Raw genomic sequence first — 20601 nt, forward strand, 5'->3', positions numbered from 1 at the left:
GGGGTCGGTCCCCGCCCCGATCTGCCGGGGACCGACCCCTACAGCCACACCACCTCCACCTCCTCCCCCACCGGCACCCCTGGCCCCTCCGGGATGACCACCAGCACGTCCGCCTCGCCCAGCGAGCGCAGCACCCCGCTGCCCTGCTGGCCGTAGTCGCGAACCTCGCCGCCCGACACGACGCCGCGCCAGAGGGCTGTCTTGTCGGGCAGGCCCTTGAAGGCCGTCCCGGCCCGCAGCCGCAGCGTCCGCAGGGGCTGTCCGGTCAACACGGGCCGCACGATGACCCCGAACACGACGAGGCTGCTCACCGGGTTGCCGGGCAGCCCGAAGACCGGGAGCCCCCCCCAGCGTCCCAGCAGGGCAGGGCCGCCGGGCCGCATCCGAATCTTCCAGAAGACGACCTCGCCGCGTTCGATCAACAAGTCGCGCATGAAGTCGTACTTGCCCATGCTGACGCCGCCGCTGGTGAGCAGCAGGTCAGCGCCGCCCGCCGCCGCCAGGGCCTCCGCCAGCGCGTCGGGGCTGTCGGGAGCGTGGCCGAGGTTGAGCACGTCGCAGCCGCACTCTTCCAGCAGGGCCGCGAGGCCGTAGCGGTTGCTGTCGTAGACCTGCCCCGGCAGCAGGGCCTCGCCCGGTTCACGCACCTCGTCCCCGGTGGAGAGCAAGGCCACCCGCAGGCGGCGGCGCACCGGCACCTCGGCGTGCCCCAGCGCCGCCGCGAGTGCGACGCGGGCGGGTGTCAGGAGGACTCCGGCCCGCAGGACCAGCTCGCCCGCCCGGAAGTCCCCCCCCTCGGGCCGCACGTCGCCAGGGCTGGCAGGGCGGCGCAGGAGGACGTGCTCGGGGCCGTCCTCCGCCAGTTGCTCCACCGGGCAGATCGCGTCCGCGCCCGGTGGCAACGGCGCCCCGGTGTAGATGCGGACACACTCACCCGGCTCCACGGTCCCCGCGAAGGGCAGCCCCGCGCGGCTCTCGCCCACCACCCGCAGGCGTGCAGGCGTATCCGGGCTGGCCCCCAACGTGTCGGCCTCCCGCGCGGCGATGCCGTCCAGGGCGCTCTCGGTCGCGCTGGGATGGCTCACGCGGGCGGCGAGGTCGGCGGCGAGGCGGCGGCCCCGTGCTCCGGCCAGGGGAAGCACCTCGGTGCCGGGGTCGGGGAGCAGGGCCGCGAGGCTCTGCCGCGCTTCGGCCACACCGACGTGCATGGGAAAGGTCGGGCGGGTCATGGGGGCAGCATAGGGCGGCGAAGGAGCGGGGCCGGAGCGACGGGGTAGACTCCGGGGGCAAGTCCGCGATTCTGGCCCGCCTATTTCCCCGAATGGAGACTCCCATGAACATTACCCAGGACAAGGTTGTCGAGATCGACTACGTGCTCAAGGTGGACGGCGAGGTCGTCGACGCCAGCGAGGGCGGCGAGCCGCTGACCTACCTGCACGGCCACAACAACATCATCCCCGGCCTGGAGCGGGCGCTGGAAGGCAAGCGCCAGGGCGACAGCCTCCACGTGACCGTGCAGCCCGAAGACGGCTATGGCGCCCGCGACGAGGACAACATCGAGACCCTGGACCGCGAGGACTTCGAGGACGACATCGAGGTCGGCGCGACCTACTACGCGCAGGCCGAAGACGGCTCCGTGCTGCCCTTCACGGTACTCGCGGTCGAGGGGGACACCGTACAGGTGGACTTCAACGCTCCCCTCGCGGGCAAGGTGCTCGACTTCGACGTGACCGTCAAGGCCGTGCGCGACGCCACCGCCGAGGAACTGGAGCACGGCCACGCCCACACGCCGGGCATGCACGACGAGGAATAAGCCGCCAGCAGATGAGAAGGCCCCAGTCTGAAGCTGGGGCTTTCTGCTTTGGGTTGGCCGCTTCCCTACACCCTCGCCGCCGCCCGCCCCGCCAGCACATCCACCAGATGCGCCCGGTACTCGGGGCTGGCAAAGCGGTCGCCCAACAGATTGGCGGCGTCCACCAACCCCTGCCCGGCGGGCTGGCCCGCGTTCAGGCGCTCCTCAAGGAGGGTCAGGCGCTCGGCCTTCTCCCCCGCCCCGGTGTAGGCGGCACGAATCTGCCCGTCCGCGTGGCGCACCACGGCCACGCCCGCAATCGCGTAGTGGCTGGCGGGGTGCTTGAACTTCTCGTAGGCGCCCCCCCGCACGGTCGCCGGGATGCGGATGTGGGTGAGCAGCTCGCCGGGCTGCACCGCACTTTCGAACATACCCACGAACATCTCGTCGGCGGGGACGGTGCGTTCACCGCCGAGGCCGCGAATGACGAACTCCGCGCCGAGCGCCAGCGCCACCGCCGGGTAGTCCGCGCTGGGGTCGGCGTGGGCGAGCGAGCCGCCGATGGTGCCCCGGTTGCGGACCATCGGGTCCCCGACCTCGTGGGCGACCTCGGGGAAAAGGGGCAGTTCCGAGCGCAGCACCTGCGCGTGGGTGGTCATCGCGCCCACCACGAACACGTCCCCCTCGCGCCGGATGCCCCGCAGTTCCTCCAGGCCGAACACATCGAGCAGGGCGGGCGGTTGGGCCAGCCGCAGCCGCATGGCGGGCAGCAGCGAGTGGCCCCCCGCGATCACCTTGAGGTCGGGATTCTCGGCCATCAGCGTCAGGGCTTCCTGCACGCTGCTGGCGCGGTGGTAGTCGAAGTTGACTGGGTACATAGGCCTCCCTTTGGTCGGTGTCTCAGGGTCAAAGGGTCTAAGCGTCCAAGAAGGGCAGGAACTTTAAGCCCTTAGACCCTTTGACTCTCGACTCTTAGACCTTCGTCAGTCGTCCGCCGCCTGCCCCATCCCCGCTGCCCGCACTTCCCGGATCGCTCGCCAGACCTTTTCAGAGGTGTAGGGCATATCCAGATGCGCGATGCGGCATTCGTGCCACAGGGCGTCCATCACGGCGTTGGCGACGGCGGCGGTGCTGGCGATGGTGCCCGCCTCCCCGATGCCCTTGACCCCCAGGGGGTTGTGCGGGCTGGGGGTGACGGTGTGGTCGGTCTGGAAGTTCGGCAGGTCGTCGGCGCGGGGCACGGCGTACTCCATGAAGGTCCCAGCCAGAAAGTTGCCTTCCTCGTCGTAGGCGGCGTCCTCCCACAGCGCTTGCCCCGCCCCCTGCGCGATGCCGCCGTGAACCTGCCCCTCCGCGATCAGCGGGTTGATCAGGGGGCCGCAGTCGTCCACGCAGCCGTAGTCGCGGAGCTTGACCACGCCTGTGTCCGTGTCGATCTCCACGACCGCCACGTGCGTGCCGAAGGGATACACGAAGTTCTTGGGGTCATAGAAGGCGGTCGCCTCCAGCCCCGGCTCCATACCGTCGGGCAGGCTGTGGGCGAGGTGCGCCATCAGCGCCACGTCGAAGAAGGTCTTCTGCTGCCCCGGAGCGCCCTTGACCCGGAAGACGCCGCCTTCGTGCTCGATGTCCTCTTCCGAGGCTTCGAGGAGGTGCGCGGCGATCTTCCTCGCCTTGGCGGTGATCTTCTGGAGGGCCATCTTCAGCGCACTCCCGCCCACCGCCGCGCTGCGCGAGCCGTAGGTGCCCCAGCCGTAGGGCATCCGGCCCGTGTCGCCGTGGATGAGGTCGATGTCCTCGATGGGAATCTGGAGTTCGTCGGCGGCGATCTGCGGGAAGGCCGTCTCGTGGCCCTGGCCGTGGCTGTGCGAGCCGGTGTACAGCTCGACCTTGCCGGTCGGGTGCACGCGCACCAGCGAGCTTTCCCACTGCCCCGCCTGCGCTCCGAGCTGCCCGACGAGGGCGGATGGGGCCAGCCCACACGCCTCGAGGTACGAGATCACGCCGATGCCCAGAATCTTGTTGCTCCCCTTCATCCGCTCCTGCTCGGCGCGGAGGTCCTGATACTTCATCATGTCCAGCGCCATGTCGAGCGCGGGTTCGTAGTTGCCCGAGTCGTAGACCAGCGCGACCGGCGTCTGGTACGGGAACTCGTCCGGGCCGATGAAATTGAGGCGGCGGAACTCGGCAGGGTCCATCCCCAGTTCGTGCGCCATCACGTCCACCGTGCGCTCGATCAGGTAGGTGGCTTCCGGGCGGCCCGCGCCCCGGTAGGCGTCCACGGGGACGGTGTTGGTGACCGCGCCCGTCACCTTCGCGTGGACGGCGGGGAACTTGTACACGCCGTTCAGCAGCGTGCCGTACAGGTAGGTCGGCACGGCGGGCGCGAAGAGGGTCAGGTACGCGCCGAGGTTGGCGACCGTGTTCACCCGCAGCCCCAGCATCCGGCCCTCCGCGTCTACGGCGAGTTCGGCCTCCGACTCGTGGTCGCGGCCCTGCATGTCGGAGACGAAGCTCTCGGAGCGGCGGGCGGCCCACTTGACTGGCTTGCCCAGCAGCCGGGAGGCGAGCAGCACGGCCACTTCCTCCTGATACTGGAAAATCTTGGAGCCGAAGCCCCCGCCCACATCCGGGCTGATGACCCGCAGCTTGTGCTCGGGGATGTTCAGCACGAAAGCCGCCAGGATCAGGCGGTGGATGTGCGGATTCTGCGAGGTGGTGTAGAGCAGGTATTCGCCGCTGGCGGGCGAGAACTGGGCCAGGGACGCCCGCGGCTCAATCGCGTTGGGCACCAGGCGGTGGTTGCGCAGCTTCACCTTCACCGTCTTGTGCGCCCGGTTGAAGGCCTCGTTCAGCGCCGTCTCGTCCCCAATCTCCCACCGGAAGGCCACGTTGCCGGGCACGTCGTCGTGGACCTGCGGGCTCCCTTCCTCCAGCGCCGCGCTCCCCAGCGCCACCGAGGGCAGGGCCTCGTAGGCCACCGCGAGCAGGCCCGCCGCGTCCTCGGCCTGCGCCCGCGTCTCGGCCACCACGACGGCCACGATGTCGCCCACATGGTTGACCTCGCCCTGCGCGACCGCGTGGTGCGGGGGCACCTTGAGGTCGGGCAGCAGCCAGCCCACCGGGATCGGCCCCGCGCCCGCCGCCGCCACGTCCTCGCCCGTCAGCACGGCGACCACACCGGGCAAGTCCTCCACACTGCTCTTGTCGATTCCGGTGATCCGGGCATGCGCGTAGGGGCTGCGGACCATCGCCGCGTGCAGCATCCCCGGCAGCACGAAGTCGTCGGTGTACTGCCCCGCCCCGGTGATAAAGCGCGGGTCCTCCTTGCGCTTGAGGGCCTGGCCCATGTACTTCTCAGTTCGGTCGGTCATTGTGCCTCCCTTTGGTCGGCGTCTCAGGGTCAAAGGGTCTAAGTGTCCAGAAAATCGGGGACTTCATGCCCTTAGACCCTTCGACTCTCGACCCTTGGACCTGCTTCAGTCGTCCGCCGCCTGCCCCGCCCCCACGCCGCGCTCCCGCATCGCCGCCGCCGCGTGCTGCACGGCGAGGACGATGTTGTGGTAGCCGGTGCAGCGGCAGTAGTTGCCTTCGAGGTGGTGGCGGATCGTGGCCTCGCTGGGGTCGGGGTCGTGCCGCAGGAGTTCGGCGGCGCTCATGATCATGCCGGGGGTGCAAAAGCCGCACTGGAGGCCGTGTTTCTCCCAGAAGCCCGCCTGAAGGGGGTGGAGGTCGGCGGCGGTACCGATTCCCTCGATGGTGGTGACCTCCATCCCGTCAGCCTGCACCGCGAGGACCGTGCAGCTTTTGACCGCGTCGCCGTTCAGGTGGACCGTGCAGGCCCCGCACTGGCTGGTGTCGCAACCGACGTGGGTGCCGGTCAGGCCCAGGTCCTCACGCAGGAAATGCACCAGCAGGGTGCGCGGTTCCACGTCGCGGGTGTGGGCCTTGCCATTGACCGTCACGGTGACGTTCATGGCCGCCTCCCGGCGCGGGCGGGGAGAGGAGGAAACGGGGAGTGCTCCAGCATGGTCGACCTCCGGGTGGGGGGTGAGCGGGCGGGGCAAGCAGGAACCGGGTTGTGTGTACTCGCCTATTGAAGCATGAACGCCGCCGCCCATGCGCGGGACAGGTTGCGGTCTAGCCCTGGTGTGCCCGGTGACAGACGCGGTTGGTGTAGGCTGTACGCTGTTGTCACGACCGGGGCAGACCCCCCGGCGGCTTTTTGTGGGACGACCACTGCCCCGGAGCCAACTCGTGAATTCCTTCACTGGAGAGTGTGCATGAAGACCCTGATCCTCGGTGCTGGCTACGCGGGCCTCGCGGTGGCCACCAAGCTCAAGCCCACGCCGGGCCTCGAAGCCCTGCTGGTCGAACAGAACCCCTTTCATACCTTCGAAACCCGGCTGCACGAGGCCGCGGCCCACAACACCCGCGTGACCCTGCCCATCCAGCCCCTGCTGCGCGGCACGGGCGTGGAGTTTGAGCAGGCCTCGGTCGAGGGCGTGGATATCGACGCCCGCGAGGTCACCCTCAAGGACGGCCGCGTGCTGACCTACGACACGCTCGTCGTGGGCCTGGGGTCGGTCACGAACTTCTACCGGATTCCGGGACTGGCCGAGCACGCCTCGGAGCTCAAGCAGCTCAGCGACGCCGACGAGATCTACGGCTTTGTCAATCAGGTCTACTCGGGCGACTACCCGGGCAACCGCGACATCGTGGTGGGCGGCGCGGGCCTGACCGGCGTCGAGCTGGTCACCGAGCTGGCGCAGCGGGCCGAGCTGCTGTCCAAGGCGCGGGGCCTGCCCCCCTTCCGCATCTACCTCGTGGAAGCCGGACCCAAGATCCTGCCCATCCTCGACGAAGCCCTGCGCCAGAAGGCCGAGCGCGTACTGCGCGACTATGGCATCGAGATTCTGGTCGGGCACCGCATCACCCAGGCGACCGAGGGCAGCGTCACCGTGCAGACGGCAGACGGCGAGCAGAAGGTCATCGAAGCGGGCAAGATCATCTGGACCGGCGGCATCCAGGCCCGCGACATCGTCAAGGGCGAGCGGCTGGAAAAGGGTCCCGGCGGGCGTATCGCCGTGGACGAGTTCCTGCGGGCCAAGGGCTACCCCGACGTGTTCGTGGTGGGCGACATGGGCCTTGCTTTGAACCAGGAAGGCAAGCCGGTGCCCACCACCGCGCAGCACGCCGGGCAGCAGGGCCGCCTGACAGGCAAGAACCTCCTGCGGCTGGTGCGCGGCGAGGAGCTGGAGCCCTACGAGCCCACCACCCTGGGCGAGTTCGTCTCCCTCGGCGGCCTGATGGCGGTGGGCTGGATGAAGCTGCCCTGGAACCAGAAGCTTGCCATCACGGGCGGCATCGCCCACGTGATGAAGAAGGCCAGCGAGTGGCGCTGGCGGGCCAGCATCGACTGAGTCGGCGCTGAGCACGACAGAGGGGGCTGCCTGCGGGTGGCCCTCTTCCCTTTGGGTGGGAAAATTCTCTGTCAGACCTCTGCACGAATGCCACGCCTACACTGCCCCCCATGGTGCGCGGTGATCTGGCGGTCTTTCCGTTCCTGCCCGTGATGCAGATGTTGCTGTCGAGCGGTCGCCGGGGGCGGCTGAGCGTGGCGCACGCACGGGGCGGCGAAGTGTGGGTCGAGCCGGGCGAGCTGGTCCACGCCCGGTCTGGGGGACTGACCGGCGAAGGTGCCTTGCAAGTCCTGAGCACGCTGGACGGCGGGCAATTCACCTTCGCCCCCGACGTGCCCGCCGCCGAGCGCACGCTCTCGCTGCGGCGCGAGGCCGCCCTGCGCCGCTTGATCGAGGAGTCGGACGCCTGGGGACCGCTGCTGCACGTCTTTCCAGACTGGAGCCGCCCGCTGCGCTTCACGGCCCGCTGGACCGAGGCTCAGCCCGTGACCCGCTCGCAGTACGTAGCTCTGAGCCTGATTCCCGAGGCACTGCCCCTGCGAACCATGCTTGACCGCTGCGGCCTTCCCCCCCGGAACGCCCTGGAAACCATTCACCCCTTTGTCACGGCGGGGCTGGTAGAGGTCGGCTAACTAGAGCCGGACCTCTCCCAGCGCGGAAAGCGGGATCGTTCCCCGGTACAGCACATGGGGCACGTCCGACCACAGGATCAAGGGGGCTTGCGGGGGGAGGGTCCGCAGCCGCTTCAAGGTTGTGACGGGCGGCTCGCTGACCTGCGCCAGCGTGGGAGCGTCGTAGGGGGCGTAGTCGTCCGGGAGGGGCGGTGTGTAGCGCCCACCGGGCCAGAGGCGCACGCGCTTCACGCACGCCCGCGCCGGGTTCAGCGCGTCCGCCCGCAGGGTCCAGAAGCGGATGGGCGGCACCTCGCGTCTGGACTCGCGCACAGCGTCCAGCAGTGGGCCGGGGTGAACGGGCGAAAAGAACAGCACGTCGCCCCAACCGCACTCCAGGGGAAGCACCCGCTCGGCGGCCAGTTCCTCGCGGCCCGCGTATTTGGCAGCCTCGCGGGCATAAATGTCGGGGTGGGCTTCACGCAGCGCGTTGAGCGGCAGGAGCCTACCGCCTCGTACGTCCCGCGCGGCCCGGTGGTAGAGGGTGAACTCGCTCAAAGCTGGCATCGCCCCAGGGTGACGGCCCCGCCCTTCCCCTACTATTCGCCAGGAGGCGGATTGAAACCCGCCCGCCCGCACCCTAGACTCCCCATGCAGTGACCGGGAGGAGTACCCGGCAGGAGCGCACCCACAGAGAGCCGGGGCCGTGGCTGAAAGCCCCAGCGGGAAGGCGCACCGGGGAAAGTCGCCCGCGAGCGTGGGGGAAGAAAGGCACCTGAACAGGGGGCCGAGTAGAACCCTCCGGGACGCGCCCGTGACAGCGCAGCACGAGTGCCCCACACGGGTGGGGAAACGCGGTGGTACCACGGGACATACAGCCTCACGTCTCGTCCGCATCCGGCACACGCCGGTCGGACGGGACGTTGTTCGTTTTCTCTCTTCGCAGGACGGCCAGCAGGAGCCCACATGCTCACCCTTTATCACCTTGACGAAGCCCGCGCCCACGCCAGAGCCCGCCACCTGCGGGAGAAGGCGGTGTGCCAGATCACCCGGCAGACCCAGGGGAGCGCCGAGCTGCTGGTCTTCGACCACGTGCCCGACAACGGATCCGGCGTGCAGGTCGTGGCGGGCGGCGTGGACCCCGGCGAGACGCCCGACGAGGCTGCGCTGCGGGAAGCGCAGGAGGAGACCGGACGCACAGGCTTTCGCCTGGAGGGATACCTCGGCAGCACCGAGTGGATTGACGACCTCCACGCGAAGCGAGAGTTGCGCCACTTCTACCACCTGACCGCCCCGCCGGGCCTGCCCGACACCTGGGACCACGCCGCCGACGGCCATTTGTTCCGCTTCCGCTGGGAGGGGCTCTCCAACGCCCGTATTGACTGGCACATGGACGCTTTCCTCCCCACTCCCACCCCCGAGGAGACCTCCGCATGACCGACCTCCCCACCCTCCACGACACGAACGACACTGCCCTTGCCAAGGCCTTCGACCCTGCCGCCATCGAACCCGGCTGGGCGGCCCGCTGGCGCAGCGAGCCCTTCCGCGCCGACGCGAGCAGCGCCCGCCCGCCCTTTACCATCGTGATTCCGCCGCCCAACGTGACCGGGAACCTGCACTTGGGGCACGCCCTGGACAACACGCTGATCGACACCCTGATCCGCTACAAGCGCATGGCGGGCTTCGAGGCGCTGTACCTCCCCGGTACCGACCACGCGGGCATCTCCACGCAGGTGGTGGTGGAGCGGCAACTGAAGGAACTGGGACAGACCCGCTTCGACCTGGGGCGCGAGGCCTTTCTGGAACGCGTCTGGGACTGGAAGGCGCAGTCGGGCGGCATGATCTTGGAGCAGCTCACCCGCCTGGGCGTGAGCGCCGACTGGACCCGCGAGCGCTTCACGATGGACGAGGGGCTGTCCAAGGCCGTGCGGGCGCAGTTCGTGCGGCTCTACCACCAGGGCCTCGCCTACCGGGGCGAGCGCATCGTGAACTGGGACCCGGCCTCGCAGACCACCCTCTCCGAGCTGGAAATCGACCGCGAGGTGAGGAAGGGCAAGATGTCCACCCTCTCCTACAAGCTGGAGGACCCCAGCACCCCCGCCAGCAACGGCGAGCCCGGCGAGATTCGCATCGCCACCGTGCGCCCGGAGACGATCTTCGCGGACCAGGCGATCGCCGTGCATCCGGAAGACGAGCGCTTCGCCCACCTGATCGGCCAGCGGGCGCGGATTCCGCTCACCGACCGCTTTATCCCGATCATCGCGGACGAGGCCGTGGAGCGTGAGTTCGGGGTGGGGGCGCTGAAAATCACGCCTGCGCACGACCCCACCGACTTCGAGATCGGGGAACGGCATGGACTAGCGCGGCCCAGCGTGATCGACCTGCACGGCCACCTGACCTCCGACCTCGTGCCGGAACCGTTCCGGGGGATGGAACGCTTCGCCGCCCGCAAAGCGGTGGTGGCCGCGCTGACCGAATCCGGCGACCTGATGGAGGAAAAGGACCACGACACCGCCATCGGCCTGTCCGAGCGGACGAAGGTGCCCGTGGAGCCCATCGTGTCCACCCAGTGGTTCGTGAACATGAAGCCGATGGCCGCGCGGGTGCTGGAGGGGCTGGACGCGGGCGAAATCCGGCTGACGCCCGAGCGCTACGGCAAGGTCAACCGCGACTGGCTGGAGAACATCCGCGACTGGAACATCTCTCGCCAGCTCTGGTGGGGCCACCAGATTCCTGCGTGGTACGACGAGGAAGGCAACGTCTACGTGCCGGACCCGGAGAACCCCGAGCTGGATTGCGACCAGGACCCGCGTTACGCCCACCTCAACCTGCGCCGCGACCCCGACGTGTTCGACACGTGGTTTTCGTCGAACCTGTGGCCCTTCTCCACGATGGGCTGGCCCGACACCGACTGCGAGGACTACCGCAAGTTCTACCCGACGCAGGTGCTCGTGACCGGCTACGACATCCTCTTTTTCTGGGTGGCGCGGATGCAGATGGCCGGGTACGCGATGACCGGGCAGGCGCCCTTCGAGACGGTGATGCTGCACGGCCTCTACCTCGACGCCAAGGGCCAGAAGATGTCCAAGAGCAAGGGCAACGGCATCGATCCCCTCGAGCTGTTCGGCGAGTACGGGGTGGACGCCTGCCGCTTCGCCTTTACCAGCCTCAGCACGGGCGGGCAGGACATCCGGCACGACCCCCGGCGGTTCGAGCAGGGGCGCAACTTCGCCAACAAGCTGTGGAACGCGGCCCGCTTCGCCCGGCTGCGACTCTCGGAGGCGGCTCCGGCCCTCACCGGCGAGGACGAGCTGACCCGCTACGTGCGCAGCGCGGTGGAGCAGCCCGACGCGCACGGCAGCGACCCCATGCGGAGCCGGGACGTGCTGGCCGCCCTGCGCCACCGGCTCGACCTGACTCTGGCCGACCGCTGGATCATCAGCCGCCTGAACGCGGTGACGGCGGAGGCGACGGTCCAGCTCGACGAGTACGACATCGGCGCGGCTATTCGGACCCTCTACGCCTTTACCTGGGACGAGTTCTGCGACTGGTACATCGAGGCGGCCAAGCCCGCGCTGGCGGCGGGGCACCTGGGCACGCTGGCGACCCTCAAGGCCGTGCTGGAGCACATCCTGAAGCTGCTGCACCCCTTCATCCCCTTCATCACCTCCGAGCTGTACGCGCACCTGGGGCACCGCCGCCAGATCGCGCTGCACTCGTGGCCGCAGCCCGACGCCGCGCTGCACGATGCGGAGGCCACCCACGCCTTCGACGCGCTGCGGGCCGCCGTGAGTGCCGCCCGTTCCCTCAAGAACGAGCTGGGCCTCTCGCCGCAGGACCGTCTGGGCGTGTCGGTGGAGGGCGACCTCGCCCCGACCGTGCTGGAGAACGCCCGCATCGTGGAGGGCATCGCCCGCGTGACGCTGGTGCCGGGGTTGGAGGGCCGCACGCTGAGCGCCGTGGAACAGGGCGTGACCGTCCGCGCTCCGCTGGAGGGCACGGTGGACATCGCCGACTGGCTGGGCAAGCAGCAGAAGCGCTTGGCCGAGCTGGACAAGCAGATCAAGCAGGCGCAGGGCAAGCTGAACAACGCCGGATTCGTGGCCCGCGCCCCGCAGGAGGTCGTGGAGGAGGAGCGGCGCCGGGTGCAGGATTTTGGCGCTCAGAAGGAACGGCTGGAGGCGGTGCTGGCGCAGTTCGCGTAAGCCGGAGGCTGGGGGAGTCCCGCTGCCTGGGAGGGTGGCGGGACCCTTCTTTTCGGACTGGCAGAGACACGACAGCCCCTCCGCAGTGCAGGGCGCATCCTGACTCCATGACCCCACCCACCCTCACCGACCTCGCCCGCTGGCTTGGGGCCGAACTGGACGAGCCGGAGCCGCTGCGCCGGGACGGTCCCGCCGAGGTACGGCGGCTGGCCCTCGCGCTGGAGCCCACCGACCTCCCGCCCACCTTGGAGGCCGACGCCCTCTTCCTGCACCGCTCGCGCCGGGTGGGGAACGGCTGGCCGGGGCTGGGCGTGCTGGCCGCCCACGACGGCTTCGACACCCACTTGACCACCGGGCCGAATCACCGGCTGGCGCGGGTGCTGGGCTGGACAGAGGTGGAGGAGGTCGTGTGGGAAGGACGTGTCGTCGGGATCAGCGCGACGCCGCCCCAACGTGGGTGGGCCAGCTTCCGCGCGGCGCTACACGCCGAACTGGGCGGGGAAGATACGTCGTGGTCGCCTGAACCGCCCTCCGGTGCGTTGCGGCTCGCGCTGATGAATGCGATGAATCCGGCCTTGATCGGACATGTCGCGGGGCTGGGGGTGCGGGTCTACTTGACGGGGCAGCTTCGGCCCTCGGCGGTCGGGGCCGCGCGGGAGCAGGGGCTGGGGGTGGTGGCGCTGGGGCACCGCCGTACCGAGCTGTGGGCGCTGCGGCGGCTGGCACGGGAGTTAGAGGGAACGTTTCCGGGGCTGGAGACGCGGGTGTACGGGGCCTGAGACGCGCTTAGAATCGGCTGAATTCGGCCGCCTGGACCAGCGCCGCTGCCGCCGTATCCACCTCGGTCTCAGTGGTCGCCGCGCCGAAGCTAAAGCGCACCGAGGCGCGGGCGTCGGCTTCGCTGAGTCCCAGGGCCGTCAGGACGTGGCTGGGCTGCATTGTCCCCGCCGAGCACGCGCTGCCTGCGCTCGCGCATACGCCCATCAGGTCCAGGTTCATCAGCAGGGCCTCGCCGTCCGCACCGGGGACCGTCAGCGAGGCGACCTTGGGGCTGCCGTCCGCCGGGTGGTTGAGGCGCAGGCCGGGGATGGCCGAGACGCCCGCCAGGAAGCGGTCGCGCATCCGGGCGAGGTGGGCAAACGTCTCCTCGCGTGCGGCTTCCGCCGAGGTCAGTGCCACGCCCGATGCGTACACCCCCGCCGTGTTCCCGGTGCCGGGGCGCAGGCCGCCCTCCTGCCCGCCGCCCAGGGTCACCGGGGGCAGCTCGGTCCCGCGCCGCACGTACAGGAAGCCCACCCCGCGCGGCCCCCCCCACTTGTGGGCGCTGAAGGTGGCAAAACTGACGCCCCAGCCCGTCAGGTCGAGGGGCAGCACGCCGGGGGCCTGCACGGCGTCGGTGTGGTAGGGGACGCCCCGTTCCTGCGCCACCGCCGCGAGCGCTGCCGTGTCCTGCACGGTCCCGATCTCGTTGTTCGCGTGATGGATGGAGACGAGCGCGGTGTCCTCCCGCAGCACCTCCGCCAGTTGTGCCGGGGCGTAGTGCCCCCCTGCGTCCGGCGTCAGGAAGGTGACGACCCACCCCTGCGCCGCCAGGGCGCGGGCCGGGGCCAGCACCGCCGAGTGCTCAGTGGGGGTGGTCACGAGGTGGCCGGGGCGACCGTGCCGCTCGCGCCACGCCTGCGCCACCCCCAGGAGCACGTGGTTGTCCCCCTCGGTGCCGCCGCCGTTGGCGATCAAGGTGCGGGGGTCCACCCCCAGCGCGGCGGCGACTCGGGCGCGGCCCTCCTCCAACCGCTCGCGGGCAGCCTGCCCCGCCGCATGGACGGAGGACGGATTGCCGGGCAGCGCGGCGGCCTCGGCGTAGGCGGCGAGCGCCTCCGGGGTCATGGGGTGGGTGGCGGCGTAGTCGAGGTAGATCATGTGGGGGCGATCAGAGCAGTAGCCTTACGGCGTGACCGTCGCGTATTCCTCGCCGTCGCGGCGAATCACGATGACCGCGTTGCCCCGCACGGTGAGGGGGTCGGCGGGGTCGCTCTCGGCCACCGCGCCCGCGAGGTCGGCGCCGCTGTAGGGGCCGTCCACCTGGCGCTCGCCGTCGGCGTCACGCACCGAGATGGTGTAGGTCCCGGCGGGCAGGTCGGCGGGGAACTCATAACGGAAGTTGACCGTGCGGGTGGCGTCGGGCACCGCTTCCGGCTCGGCGGCCTCGGGCTCGGTGGGGGCCGTCTCCTCGGGCACGCTCTCGGGGGGCGTGACCGGGGTGGGCGTCTCGGCGGGGTCCTCCGGGGTGGGGGCTGTCTCGGTCGGCGGCTCGGCAGGGGCCGTGCCCTCGCCGGACGGGTCTTGCGGCTCCTCCTCCTCCGGCTCGGGAACCACCGGGGGCGGCGGCAGGGGCAGGCTGCCCGCGGGCTCGGCGGGGGGGCTGTAGCGGGCAGTGGCGACCGTCAGGGTGACCGGGCCATTCACCGGCACCCGCACGTAGGGGGCGGGCGTCTGGTCGAGGATGGTGTTCTCGGCGGCGTCGCTGGGCTGCTGAATGACCCGCGTGACCACCAGCCCAGCCAGCCGCACGTGCTCGCGGGCATCCTCGTACTCCAGGCCGGTCAGGTTGGGCAGGTAGGTTTCCTTGCCGCGCACTCCGGTCGAGACGATCAGCGAAACAGGCTGGCCGCGCTCGATGGTCGCGCCTGCCTCCGGCACCTGCGCGATCACGCGGCCTTCCGGGGTCTTGGTGAGGGTGCCGTCCGCGCGGATGATCTTGCCGGGCACCAGCGCCCCGTCGCGCAGGGCGGCGCGGGCCTGGGTCAGACTGAGTTCTTCCAGCCGGGGCACGGGCACCGAGGGCGGATTGTTCACCGTCAGGGTGACGAGGCGGCCCACCGGGAGGTTGGTTCCCGCCGCCGGGTCCTGCCGGATCACGGCGCCCACGTCCACCCCCGAGGCGTCCCCCAGGGTGTACTCCACCCGGAAGCCCGCGTCGGTCAGGGTGCGGGCCGCCTGCTGCCCCGGCTGCCCGGTCACCGAGGCCACCTCGCGCACGGGCGGGTTGAGGTAGACCTGCGCGGCCTGGGCGCCCAGGTAGACGGCGCCCCCCAGGAACAGCAGCCCCGGCACGAAGGTGAGCCACGCGCCCGGCTGCCGCTTGCGCTTGATGCGGCCGCCGCCCAGGGCCGCGAGCGCCGCCACGTTCAGGCGCTGCACTTCTTCCGGGGTGCGTCCCTCGGGGGCCGGGCGCAGGTAGGCCACCCGCACCTCCCGGCCGTCCACGACCACGTCGGCGTCGGGCAGGGCATGGCCGTGGGCCGCCAGCGCCGCCGCGAGGGCCTGCACCCCCTGCACGACCTCCTCCTGCTTGGTGGGCTGCGCGGCGACCTCCGAGAGGGGCGTGCCGGAGACGGGTTGCCACACCGCGTAGTAGGCGCCGGGGCGGGCGACCACATCGGTCAGGCCCGCCGGGTTCACGGCCCGCAGGGCGGCGCGGTAGGCGTGAAAGCCCTGCCGGGCGGCGGGCGAGGCCACGTCGAACCACGCGAGGTGCCGGGTGACGCCCTCGCCCGCGCGAACCTCGCTGAGGGTGACGTGCCCCTCGCGCGAGAGTTCCCGCACGACCTCGTACTTTCCGTCGATGACCCCGCCCTGGACCGTCATGCGCCGCCAGCATAGCGCGTCGCGGCGCCGGGCTCGCGGCAGGGGACCCGGGCGCCGGGGCGCCTCTACAGGCCCGCCACCCGGAGCAGCCAGTACGCCGCGAAGCCCCCCAGAACGCCCAGCGCGAGGTGGCGCGTGCGCCACAGCAGCAGCGCCCCCACCAGGGCGGCGGGCAGGCGCCGGGGCCATTCCGGGCTGCCCAGCACGTCGGGCACGATCAGCGCGGCGAACACGCTCACGGGCACGAAGCGCAGAAAGGCCAGCCAGAAGGGCGGCAGCCGCAAGCCCCCCAGCGAGAGGCCCAGCAGCCGCGCCGGGTAGGTAACCAGCCACATCAGCCCTATGACGACCAGGGGACTCACGCCTGCCCCCGGCCGGTGCTCCCGGATTCATCCGATTCCCGGACTTCCGGAACGGCGCCGGAGGCCCGTCCATCTCCTGAAGACCGGTCGTCGCTTCTCATTCCGTTCGGGTTTGTCTTCGACTCGCCGCGATTTCGTGTCACCAGCCACGCCCCCAGCAGCGCTCCGCCCACCCCCGAGGCGAGCACGACGAGGCCGCCCGGCAGCACCCGCGCCAGCCCCCACGCGCCCAGCCCCGAGGCGAGGGCGACGAGCACGGCCCTCCGGTCCACGAGGAGCGGCACCAGCAGCCCCAGGAAAGCGAGCGGGAAGATCACCCCCACGCCGAGCGCCTCCGGGTCGGGCAGCACCTCGCCCGCGAGCGCCCCCGCCAGCGTTGCGGCGTTCCACACCAGGTACAGGCTGAGTTCGGCCCCCAGCAGGAAGGCGAAGCTCAGGCCACCCGGCTCGCGCGGACCATGCACGACCGCCACCCCATACGCCTCGTCGGTGAGGAACTGCGCGGCCACGAGACGCTGCGACCCGCTCAGCGGCACCTGCCGGGCGAGGCTCAGCCCGTACAGGACGTGCCGGGCATTGAGCAAGAAGGTCGTCGCCACGATGCCCAGCGCCGAGGCCCCGCCCGCGAACAGCCCCGCTGCGGCGAACTGCGAAGCCCCCGCGAAGACGGTCAGGCTCATGAGCTGGGTGTCGAGCACGCTCAGCCCCGCCGCCCGCGCCGTGACCGCATAGGCGACCGCAAAGGGGATCAGCCCCAGCCACAGCGGCGTCAGGGCACGAAACCCGCGCCAGAAGGGAGGCCAGAAGGCGGAGGGGGTGGGGGCGGTCACCATGGCCCCGAGGCTAGCGGGCCGCGCACTCCGCTGAGCGGGGCCTGTCTGCCGGGGGCGCGGGGGTACGCTGGCCCCATGCTGCCCTCCCCCCTGCCCTGGCCAGCGCCCGAGGACTTCGTGCACGGCGAGCCACTGCCGCCGCCAACCGCGTGGGAGCGCCCCGGCTTGGTGATGGTCTTCAATCTAGAGTGCGCCGGGTGCGTGTCGCGCGGGATTCCCTTTCTCAAGCGGCTGCACGCGGAGCATGGCGACCGCGTTCACCTGCTGGCCCTGCACACCAGCCGGGGCCACCGCCTCCTGCCCAGGGAAGACGTGGAGCCCACGCTGGTGAAGTTCGCCCGCGACTTCGCCCGTCTCCCCTTCCCCGTCGCGCTCGACGTGTCCGGCGACCTCGCCCGCGCGTGGGAGACGGAGGGCACCCCGCACTGGCTGGCCTTTGCCCCCGGCGGCGAGCTGCTGCGCAGCGTATACGGCAGCCAGGAGAACGCGCAGACCCGCCTCGCGTACCTGCTGGAGGAGCAGGCGGGAGGCGGCTGATGCGCCCCTGGATGCTCGAGGCCCCTCCTGTGGAGCCTTCCGACGCTGACCTCGCCGCCTTTGGCCGGGTGCTGGAGGCCCACGACCCCAGCCTGCTGCCACCGGATACGCCGCGCTGGGTCTTTCTGAACTGGCTGACCGCGCAAGGGCTCCTGCTGCACGGCTCCCCCCAAGCGGGCATCCCCGAGTTCGAGGTGCGGCAGGCGGTGGACCTCAGCCCCGACGGGTTCAGCAACCGGGCGGGCGTGTACGCCACCTCGGACGGCCTGTGGGCACTGATGTACGCCCTGCGGGACCGCTCGCGGGTGGCGCGGATGGTGAATATGGCGTTGCAGGTCCGGGAGGAAGGCGGCTGGAGCGCGACGCGCTCCTTCCTCTCGCTTGCCCCACGTGGCCCGGCTGTGACAGACGGACGCTCGCTCCTCTCCCCCGGCGCCGTGTACGTGCTGCCCCCGCAGGGCTTCGAGCCCATGCCGCCCTACGAGTGGCCGGGGCTGGGGACCGTGCGCGAGCCGCAGTGGGTGAGCCCGGTCCCCGTGCGGCCCCTCTTCCAAGTGGCCGTCACCCCGGACGACTTCCCGCTGCCAGTTCGCACGCACGACGCGGCGCGGGTGGACGCCCTTTGCGCGGCCGACCCCTGGGGCTTTCCGTGGCTGGAGGAAGGGGCGGCGATCACTCCGCCTGATCGGCCTCGCTGACTTCGGGACTGCCTTCGTCTTCGGGGCGGTCGGGGGCCGGGAGGGTCCCCCCCGCCGAGGAGTCCTCGAAGGTTCCGGCCTGCTCGGCGGCAGCCTCGGCGGTGCCCCGGTCGCGGTAGTCGTAGGTCTCGCCGTCCTTGCCCCGGATCACGATGGTGTAGGCACTCAGGCGGGTGGGGTCGAGGCGGATCACGCTGCTCTCGACCGTTGCGGCTTGCTCGGCGGAGAGCGCGTACTCGTTCAGGACCGGGCTTTCGCAGCTCTGCCCGTCCAGGGCACGGGGCAACGTGCCCTCGTTCGGACCGGGCTGGACCCGGAAGCGCTCGATGGCCTCCACGCAGCGCTCGCGGTAGTACAGCGCGTTGTCGTGGGCCAGCCGGGTCGCCCGCTCCTCGTCGTACTTGCGCGTGGCTTCCTCGCACCCGGTCAAGGCCAGAACCCCGGCCAGCGCCCACCCATACCTCGTCCGCATGGGGTCACTGTACGGTGCCCTGCCCCAGTCGCGGGCCAACTTGCGGCGGGGCCACGCCTGCCCGTCCGGTACCCTGCCCCCTATGCCCGAGCGTGCGCTGCCCACCCTCCTCTCCCTTGCCGCCGCCGACGCACTGGGGGCCGCCACCGAGTTCAAGACCCCGGAGGCCATCCGCGCCCGCTACGGCGACACCTTCACGGGCTACCAGCCCGGAAGCGTGTTCGGCTTCGCACCCGGCGAGGCCACCGACGACAGCCAGATGGCAGCGGCCACCCTGCTGGGCTACGCGCGGGGCGGCGGGCTGGCGGGGGTCCTCGCGGCCCTGCGCGAGTGGCTGGGCGCCGCTCCCCCCGACGTGGGCGGGCTGACACGGGCGGCCCTGCGTTCGGGTGGGCTGGGCTGTGGGGGCCTGGAGGGTGGGGCGCGGGCCTGGACCGAAAGCGGGCACCAGAGCGCCGGAAACGGCGGCCTGATGCGGATCGCCGCCGTGTGGCTGGCGGGCTTCCGGGGCGAGGTCCTGGACCGGGAGGCGGCGGCGGTCACGGCCCTGACCCACATGGACCCCCGCTGCGTCCACGCCTCGGTCTTCCTCACGGCGTGGCTGGAGGGGCTGGGCGCGGGGGGAGGGGACCGGGAGGCGGCGGAGGCGGCGCTCGACCGGATGGACCGCCTCGACGCCCGCGCCGCCCTGCTGGACGCCGGGCTCCTCGGCTTGGACACCCGCCCCGCCCACGACGCCTTCCGGGCGGGCGACCGCTCGGCCCGCTCGCAGGTTCGCGCCCGCGTGCGCTCGGGCCTCTCGGGGCACGTCACCTCCCAGAGCGGGTACGTGCTGGACACGCTGGAGGCCGCCGTCGCGCACGCCCGCGCCGACTCGTGGCTGGCCTGCGTCGAACCCGCCGTCCTGCGCGGCGACGACAGCGACACGGTGGCCTGCGTGGTGGGGGCGGTCGCCGGGGCGCGGGGCCTGGAGGTGCCGCCCCACCTGCTGCCCAGGCTGCGCCTGGGCCACTCCTGGCCGGGCTGGGAGCGGGGCTGGAGCTGCGCAGAGCACTTCCCGGCGCTGCTGGAGGCTGCCCGTGCCCAGCTCCGGTCATGAACAGCGCTGAGTTCCTGGCGACCATCCGCCTGAACCGGGCGAACGCGGCGATTCTGGACCGCCTGCCGGAATTGGAGGCACCCCAGGCGCACCTCGTCGCGGGGGCGCTCTTCCAGACCGTCTGGAACGTGCGCGGCGGGCAGGCGCCGGAAGCGGGCATCCGCGACTACGACCTCTTCTACTGGGACGCCGACCCCAGCTACGAGGCCGAGGACGCCGTCATTCGCCGCGCTGCCGCCCTTTTCGGGGACCTCGGCGTGCGGGTGGAGGTCCGCAACCAGGCCCGCGTCCACCTGTGGTTTCCGGGGAAGCACGGCCTGACCCGCCCCCCCATCCGCAGCACCCGCGAGGGCATCGACCAGTTTCTGGTGGAATGCACCTGCGTCGGCGTGGACGCCTCGGGCGAGTTGTACGCGCCCTACGGCCTGGCCGACCTCGCCGCCGGACTCCTGCGGCCCAACCCCCGCAACCACACGCCGGGCCTGTACGCGGCGAAGGTGGCCGACTACCGGGCGCGGTGGCCCTGGCTGCGGGAGGGGTGAGGGTAGGAGCGGCCAGCCGCCAGCTTCCAGCAGCCAGCGGGAAAAGGGCGGGCGGGGTGGTCACACGCCCCCTCATCCCGTTGCTTCGCGGGCGCCCCTCTCTGCAAGCGGCTCTACGAGTCCCGCAAGGGCCGCGGGGTCAAGTGCTGCTCTTGCCAAAGCACTCTTTTCCTTGTGTCCGCCGATCTCACCGTCCCTACCTGACAAGTCTGATTTCCAGGCAGACGAGCCGTTCGGCGCGTCCGCGCCGAGGCCTTTCACTTGGGCGACAGGATGGCGTGAAGGGGGACACGGGGGCGAGACAGGCGGCGCTGGAATGTGGAGGAACAATCTTTGCCTAGCGCAGCGGTGCTCCCCCCTTCCCTCTGGGGAGGGGGGC

At 71.1% G+C, this 20601-nt stretch carries 20 protein-coding genes; 10 read left to right on the forward strand and 10 right to left on the reverse strand.

Annotation, left to right across the window (positions count from 1 at the left end; genetic code table 11):
- Positions 1 to 38: 38 nt before the first annotated feature.
- On the reverse strand, positions 39 to 1229 hold the full coding sequence (glp, locus tag L1280_RS05410; protein WP_253581103.1) for a gephyrin-like molybdotransferase Glp: 1191 nt from the start codon (positions 1227 to 1229) through the stop codon (positions 39 to 41).
- 104 nt (positions 1230 to 1333) lie between these two features.
- Between glp and L1280_RS05415 the strand changes: the two genes are divergently transcribed.
- Complete coding sequence (locus L1280_RS05415; RefSeq protein ID WP_253581104.1) at positions 1334 to 1813, forward strand: peptidylprolyl isomerase; 480 nt, start codon at positions 1334 to 1336, stop codon at positions 1811 to 1813.
- A 65-nt stretch (positions 1814 to 1878) separates the two neighbouring features.
- Here L1280_RS05415 and L1280_RS05420 read toward each other — a convergent pair whose 3' ends face one another.
- The 3 genes from L1280_RS05420 to L1280_RS05430 all read right to left on the reverse strand — a co-directional run bounded on the left by L1280_RS05420 (position 1879) and on the right by L1280_RS05430 (position 5769).
- A complete protein-coding gene (locus L1280_RS05420; RefSeq protein WP_253581105.1) occupies positions 1879 to 2670 on the reverse strand; it encodes a xanthine dehydrogenase family protein subunit M in 792 nt (263 codons plus the stop codon).
- A gap of 105 nt (positions 2671 to 2775) precedes the next feature.
- A complete protein-coding gene (locus L1280_RS05425; RefSeq protein WP_253581106.1) occupies positions 2776 to 5166 on the reverse strand; it encodes a xanthine dehydrogenase family protein molybdopterin-binding subunit in 2391 nt (796 codons plus the stop codon).
- A gap of 105 nt (positions 5167 to 5271) precedes the next feature.
- The gene (locus L1280_RS05430; protein WP_253581107.1) at positions 5272 to 5769 is read right to left on the reverse strand and encodes a (2Fe-2S)-binding protein; all 498 of its coding nucleotides are present in this window, start codon (positions 5767 to 5769) and stop codon (positions 5272 to 5274) included.
- A gap of 306 nt (positions 5770 to 6075) precedes the next feature.
- Between L1280_RS05430 and L1280_RS05435 the strand changes: the two genes are divergently transcribed.
- Together L1280_RS05435 and L1280_RS05440 are read left to right on the forward strand one after the other, a co-directional pair.
- A complete protein-coding gene (locus tag L1280_RS05435) occupies positions 6076 to 7215 on the forward strand; it encodes an NAD(P)/FAD-dependent oxidoreductase (protein WP_253581108.1) in 1140 nt (379 codons plus the stop codon).
- Between the two features lie 110 nt (positions 7216 to 7325).
- On the forward strand, positions 7326 to 7847 hold the full coding sequence (locus L1280_RS05440) for a DUF4388 domain-containing protein (RefSeq protein WP_253581109.1): 522 nt from the start codon (positions 7326 to 7328) through the stop codon (positions 7845 to 7847).
- Here the strand turns inward: L1280_RS05440 and L1280_RS05445 are convergent, their stop codons facing one another.
- On the reverse strand, positions 7848 to 8393 hold the full coding sequence (locus L1280_RS05445) for a hypothetical protein (RefSeq protein WP_253581110.1): 546 nt from the start codon (positions 8391 to 8393) through the stop codon (positions 7848 to 7850).
- 399 nt (positions 8394 to 8792) lie between these two features.
- Between L1280_RS05445 and L1280_RS05450 the strand changes: the two genes are divergently transcribed.
- From L1280_RS05450 to L1280_RS05460, 3 genes are all read left to right on the forward strand, one after another.
- Entirely contained in the window at positions 8793 to 9263 is a 471-nt protein-coding gene (locus L1280_RS05450) for an NUDIX domain-containing protein (protein WP_253581111.1), read from the forward strand.
- Positions 9260 to 12031, forward strand: a complete 2772-nt coding sequence (locus tag L1280_RS05455; RefSeq protein WP_253581112.1) for a valine--tRNA ligase — start codon at positions 9260 to 9262, stop codon at positions 12029 to 12031. Before L1280_RS05450 ends, L1280_RS05455 begins: the two co-directional genes overlap by 4 nt.
- Positions 12032 to 12138: 107 nt before the next feature.
- Positions 12139 to 12810: a Nif3-like dinuclear metal center hexameric protein gene (locus tag L1280_RS05460; RefSeq protein ID WP_253581113.1), complete on the forward strand. Its 672-nt coding sequence runs from the start codon at positions 12139 to 12141 to the stop codon at positions 12808 to 12810.
- Between the two features lie 7 nt (positions 12811 to 12817).
- On the opposite strand, the gene L1280_RS05465 is transcribed toward L1280_RS05460, so the two are convergent.
- From L1280_RS05465 to L1280_RS05480, 4 genes are all read right to left on the reverse strand, one after another.
- The gene (locus L1280_RS05465) at positions 12818 to 13951 is read right to left on the reverse strand and encodes a cysteine desulfurase family protein (RefSeq protein WP_253581114.1); all 1134 of its coding nucleotides are present in this window, start codon (positions 13949 to 13951) and stop codon (positions 12818 to 12820) included.
- 24 nt (positions 13952 to 13975) lie between these two features.
- Positions 13976 to 15679 carry a PASTA domain-containing protein gene (locus L1280_RS05470; protein WP_253581115.1) on the reverse strand — a complete coding sequence of 568 codons (1704 nt, stop codon included), beginning with the start codon at positions 15677 to 15679 and terminating at the stop codon, positions 13976 to 13978.
- A gap of 65 nt (positions 15680 to 15744) precedes the next feature.
- Positions 15745 to 16041 (reverse strand): AzlD domain-containing protein, encoded by a 297-nt coding sequence (locus tag L1280_RS05475; RefSeq protein ID WP_253581116.1) that lies wholly within the window; start codon positions 16039 to 16041, stop codon positions 15745 to 15747.
- Entirely contained in the window at positions 16038 to 16874 is an 837-nt protein-coding gene (locus L1280_RS05480) for an AzlC family ABC transporter permease (RefSeq protein ID WP_253581117.1), read from the reverse strand. Before L1280_RS05480 ends, L1280_RS05475 begins: the two co-directional genes overlap by 4 nt.
- Before the next feature lie 75 nt (positions 16875 to 16949).
- Here L1280_RS05480 and L1280_RS05485 point away from each other — a divergent pair, with 75 nt between their 5' ends.
- Together L1280_RS05485 and L1280_RS05490 are read left to right on the forward strand one after the other, a co-directional pair.
- On the forward strand, positions 16950 to 17411 hold the full coding sequence (locus L1280_RS05485) for a TlpA family protein disulfide reductase (RefSeq protein WP_253581118.1): 462 nt from the start codon (positions 16950 to 16952) through the stop codon (positions 17409 to 17411).
- On the forward strand, positions 17411 to 18109 hold the full coding sequence (locus L1280_RS05490) for a hypothetical protein (RefSeq protein ID WP_253581119.1): 699 nt from the start codon (positions 17411 to 17413) through the stop codon (positions 18107 to 18109). Before L1280_RS05485 ends, L1280_RS05490 begins: the two co-directional genes overlap by 1 nt.
- Here L1280_RS05490 and L1280_RS05495 read toward each other — a convergent pair.
- Positions 18084 to 18581 (reverse strand): hypothetical protein, encoded by a 498-nt coding sequence (locus L1280_RS05495; RefSeq protein WP_253581120.1) that lies wholly within the window; start codon positions 18579 to 18581, stop codon positions 18084 to 18086. The two genes, L1280_RS05490 and L1280_RS05495, sit on opposite strands and share 26 nt — an antisense overlap.
- A gap of 82 nt (positions 18582 to 18663) precedes the next feature.
- Between L1280_RS05495 and L1280_RS05500 the strand changes: the two genes are divergently transcribed.
- Complete coding sequence (locus L1280_RS05500) at positions 18664 to 19680, forward strand: ADP-ribosylglycohydrolase family protein (protein WP_253581121.1); 1017 nt, start codon at positions 18664 to 18666, stop codon at positions 19678 to 19680.
- Positions 19677 to 20222: a nucleotidyltransferase family protein gene (locus L1280_RS05505; protein WP_253581122.1), complete on the forward strand. Its 546-nt coding sequence runs from the start codon at positions 19677 to 19679 to the stop codon at positions 20220 to 20222. Before L1280_RS05500 ends, L1280_RS05505 begins: the two co-directional genes overlap by 4 nt.
- Positions 20223 to 20601 lie beyond the last annotated feature (379 nt).

Source organism: Deinococcus sp. HSC-46F16 (assembly GCF_024171495.1).
Classification (GTDB): domain Bacteria; phylum Deinococcota; class Deinococci; order Deinococcales; family Deinococcaceae; genus Deinococcus.

What these genes read in the sequence shown, in the direction of transcription:
- glp (WP_253581103.1), bottom strand. Translation starts at nt 1,229, where the DNA reads ATGACCCGCCCGACCTTTCCCATGCACGTCGGTGTGGCCGAAGCGCGG.
- L1280_RS05415 (WP_253581104.1), top strand. Translation starts at nt 1,334, where the DNA reads ATGAACATTACCCAGGACAAGGTTGTCGAGATCGACTACGTGCTCAAG.
- L1280_RS05420 (WP_253581105.1), bottom strand. Translation starts at nt 2,670, where the DNA reads ATGTACCCAGTCAACTTCGACTACCACCGCGCCAGCAGCGTGCAGGAA.
- L1280_RS05425 (WP_253581106.1), bottom strand. Translation starts at nt 5,166, where the DNA reads ATGACCGACCGAACTGAGAAGTACATGGGCCAGGCCCTCAAGCGCAAG.
- L1280_RS05430 (WP_253581107.1), bottom strand. Translation starts at nt 5,769, where the DNA reads ATGAACGTCACCGTGACGGTCAATGGCAAGGCCCACACCCGCGACGTG.
- L1280_RS05435 (WP_253581108.1), top strand. Translation starts at nt 6,076, where the DNA reads ATGAAGACCCTGATCCTCGGTGCTGGCTACGCGGGCCTCGCGGTGGCC.
- L1280_RS05440 (WP_253581109.1), top strand. Translation starts at nt 7,326, where the DNA reads ATGGTGCGCGGTGATCTGGCGGTCTTTCCGTTCCTGCCCGTGATGCAG.
- L1280_RS05445 (WP_253581110.1), bottom strand. Translation starts at nt 8,393, where the DNA reads ATGCCAGCTTTGAGCGAGTTCACCCTCTACCACCGGGCCGCGCGGGAC.
- L1280_RS05450 (WP_253581111.1), top strand. Translation starts at nt 8,793, where the DNA reads ATGCTCACCCTTTATCACCTTGACGAAGCCCGCGCCCACGCCAGAGCC.
- L1280_RS05455 (WP_253581112.1), top strand. Translation starts at nt 9,260, where the DNA reads ATGACCGACCTCCCCACCCTCCACGACACGAACGACACTGCCCTTGCC.
- L1280_RS05460 (WP_253581113.1), top strand. Translation starts at nt 12,139, where the DNA reads ATGACCCCACCCACCCTCACCGACCTCGCCCGCTGGCTTGGGGCCGAA.
- L1280_RS05465 (WP_253581114.1), bottom strand. Translation starts at nt 13,951, where the DNA reads ATGATCTACCTCGACTACGCCGCCACCCACCCCATGACCCCGGAGGCG.
- L1280_RS05470 (WP_253581115.1), bottom strand. Translation starts at nt 15,679, where the DNA reads ATGACGGTCCAGGGCGGGGTCATCGACGGAAAGTACGAGGTCGTGCGG.
- L1280_RS05480 (WP_253581117.1), bottom strand. Translation starts at nt 16,874, where the DNA reads ATGGTGACCGCCCCCACCCCCTCCGCCTTCTGGCCTCCCTTCTGGCGC.
- L1280_RS05485 (WP_253581118.1), top strand. Translation starts at nt 16,950, where the DNA reads ATGCTGCCCTCCCCCCTGCCCTGGCCAGCGCCCGAGGACTTCGTGCAC.
- L1280_RS05490 (WP_253581119.1), top strand. Translation starts at nt 17,411, where the DNA reads ATGCGCCCCTGGATGCTCGAGGCCCCTCCTGTGGAGCCTTCCGACGCT.
- L1280_RS05495 (WP_253581120.1), bottom strand. Translation starts at nt 18,581, where the DNA reads ATGCGGACGAGGTATGGGTGGGCGCTGGCCGGGGTTCTGGCCTTGACC.
- L1280_RS05500 (WP_253581121.1), top strand. Translation starts at nt 18,664, where the DNA reads ATGCCCGAGCGTGCGCTGCCCACCCTCCTCTCCCTTGCCGCCGCCGAC.
- L1280_RS05505 (WP_253581122.1), top strand. Translation starts at nt 19,677, where the DNA reads ATGAACAGCGCTGAGTTCCTGGCGACCATCCGCCTGAACCGGGCGAAC.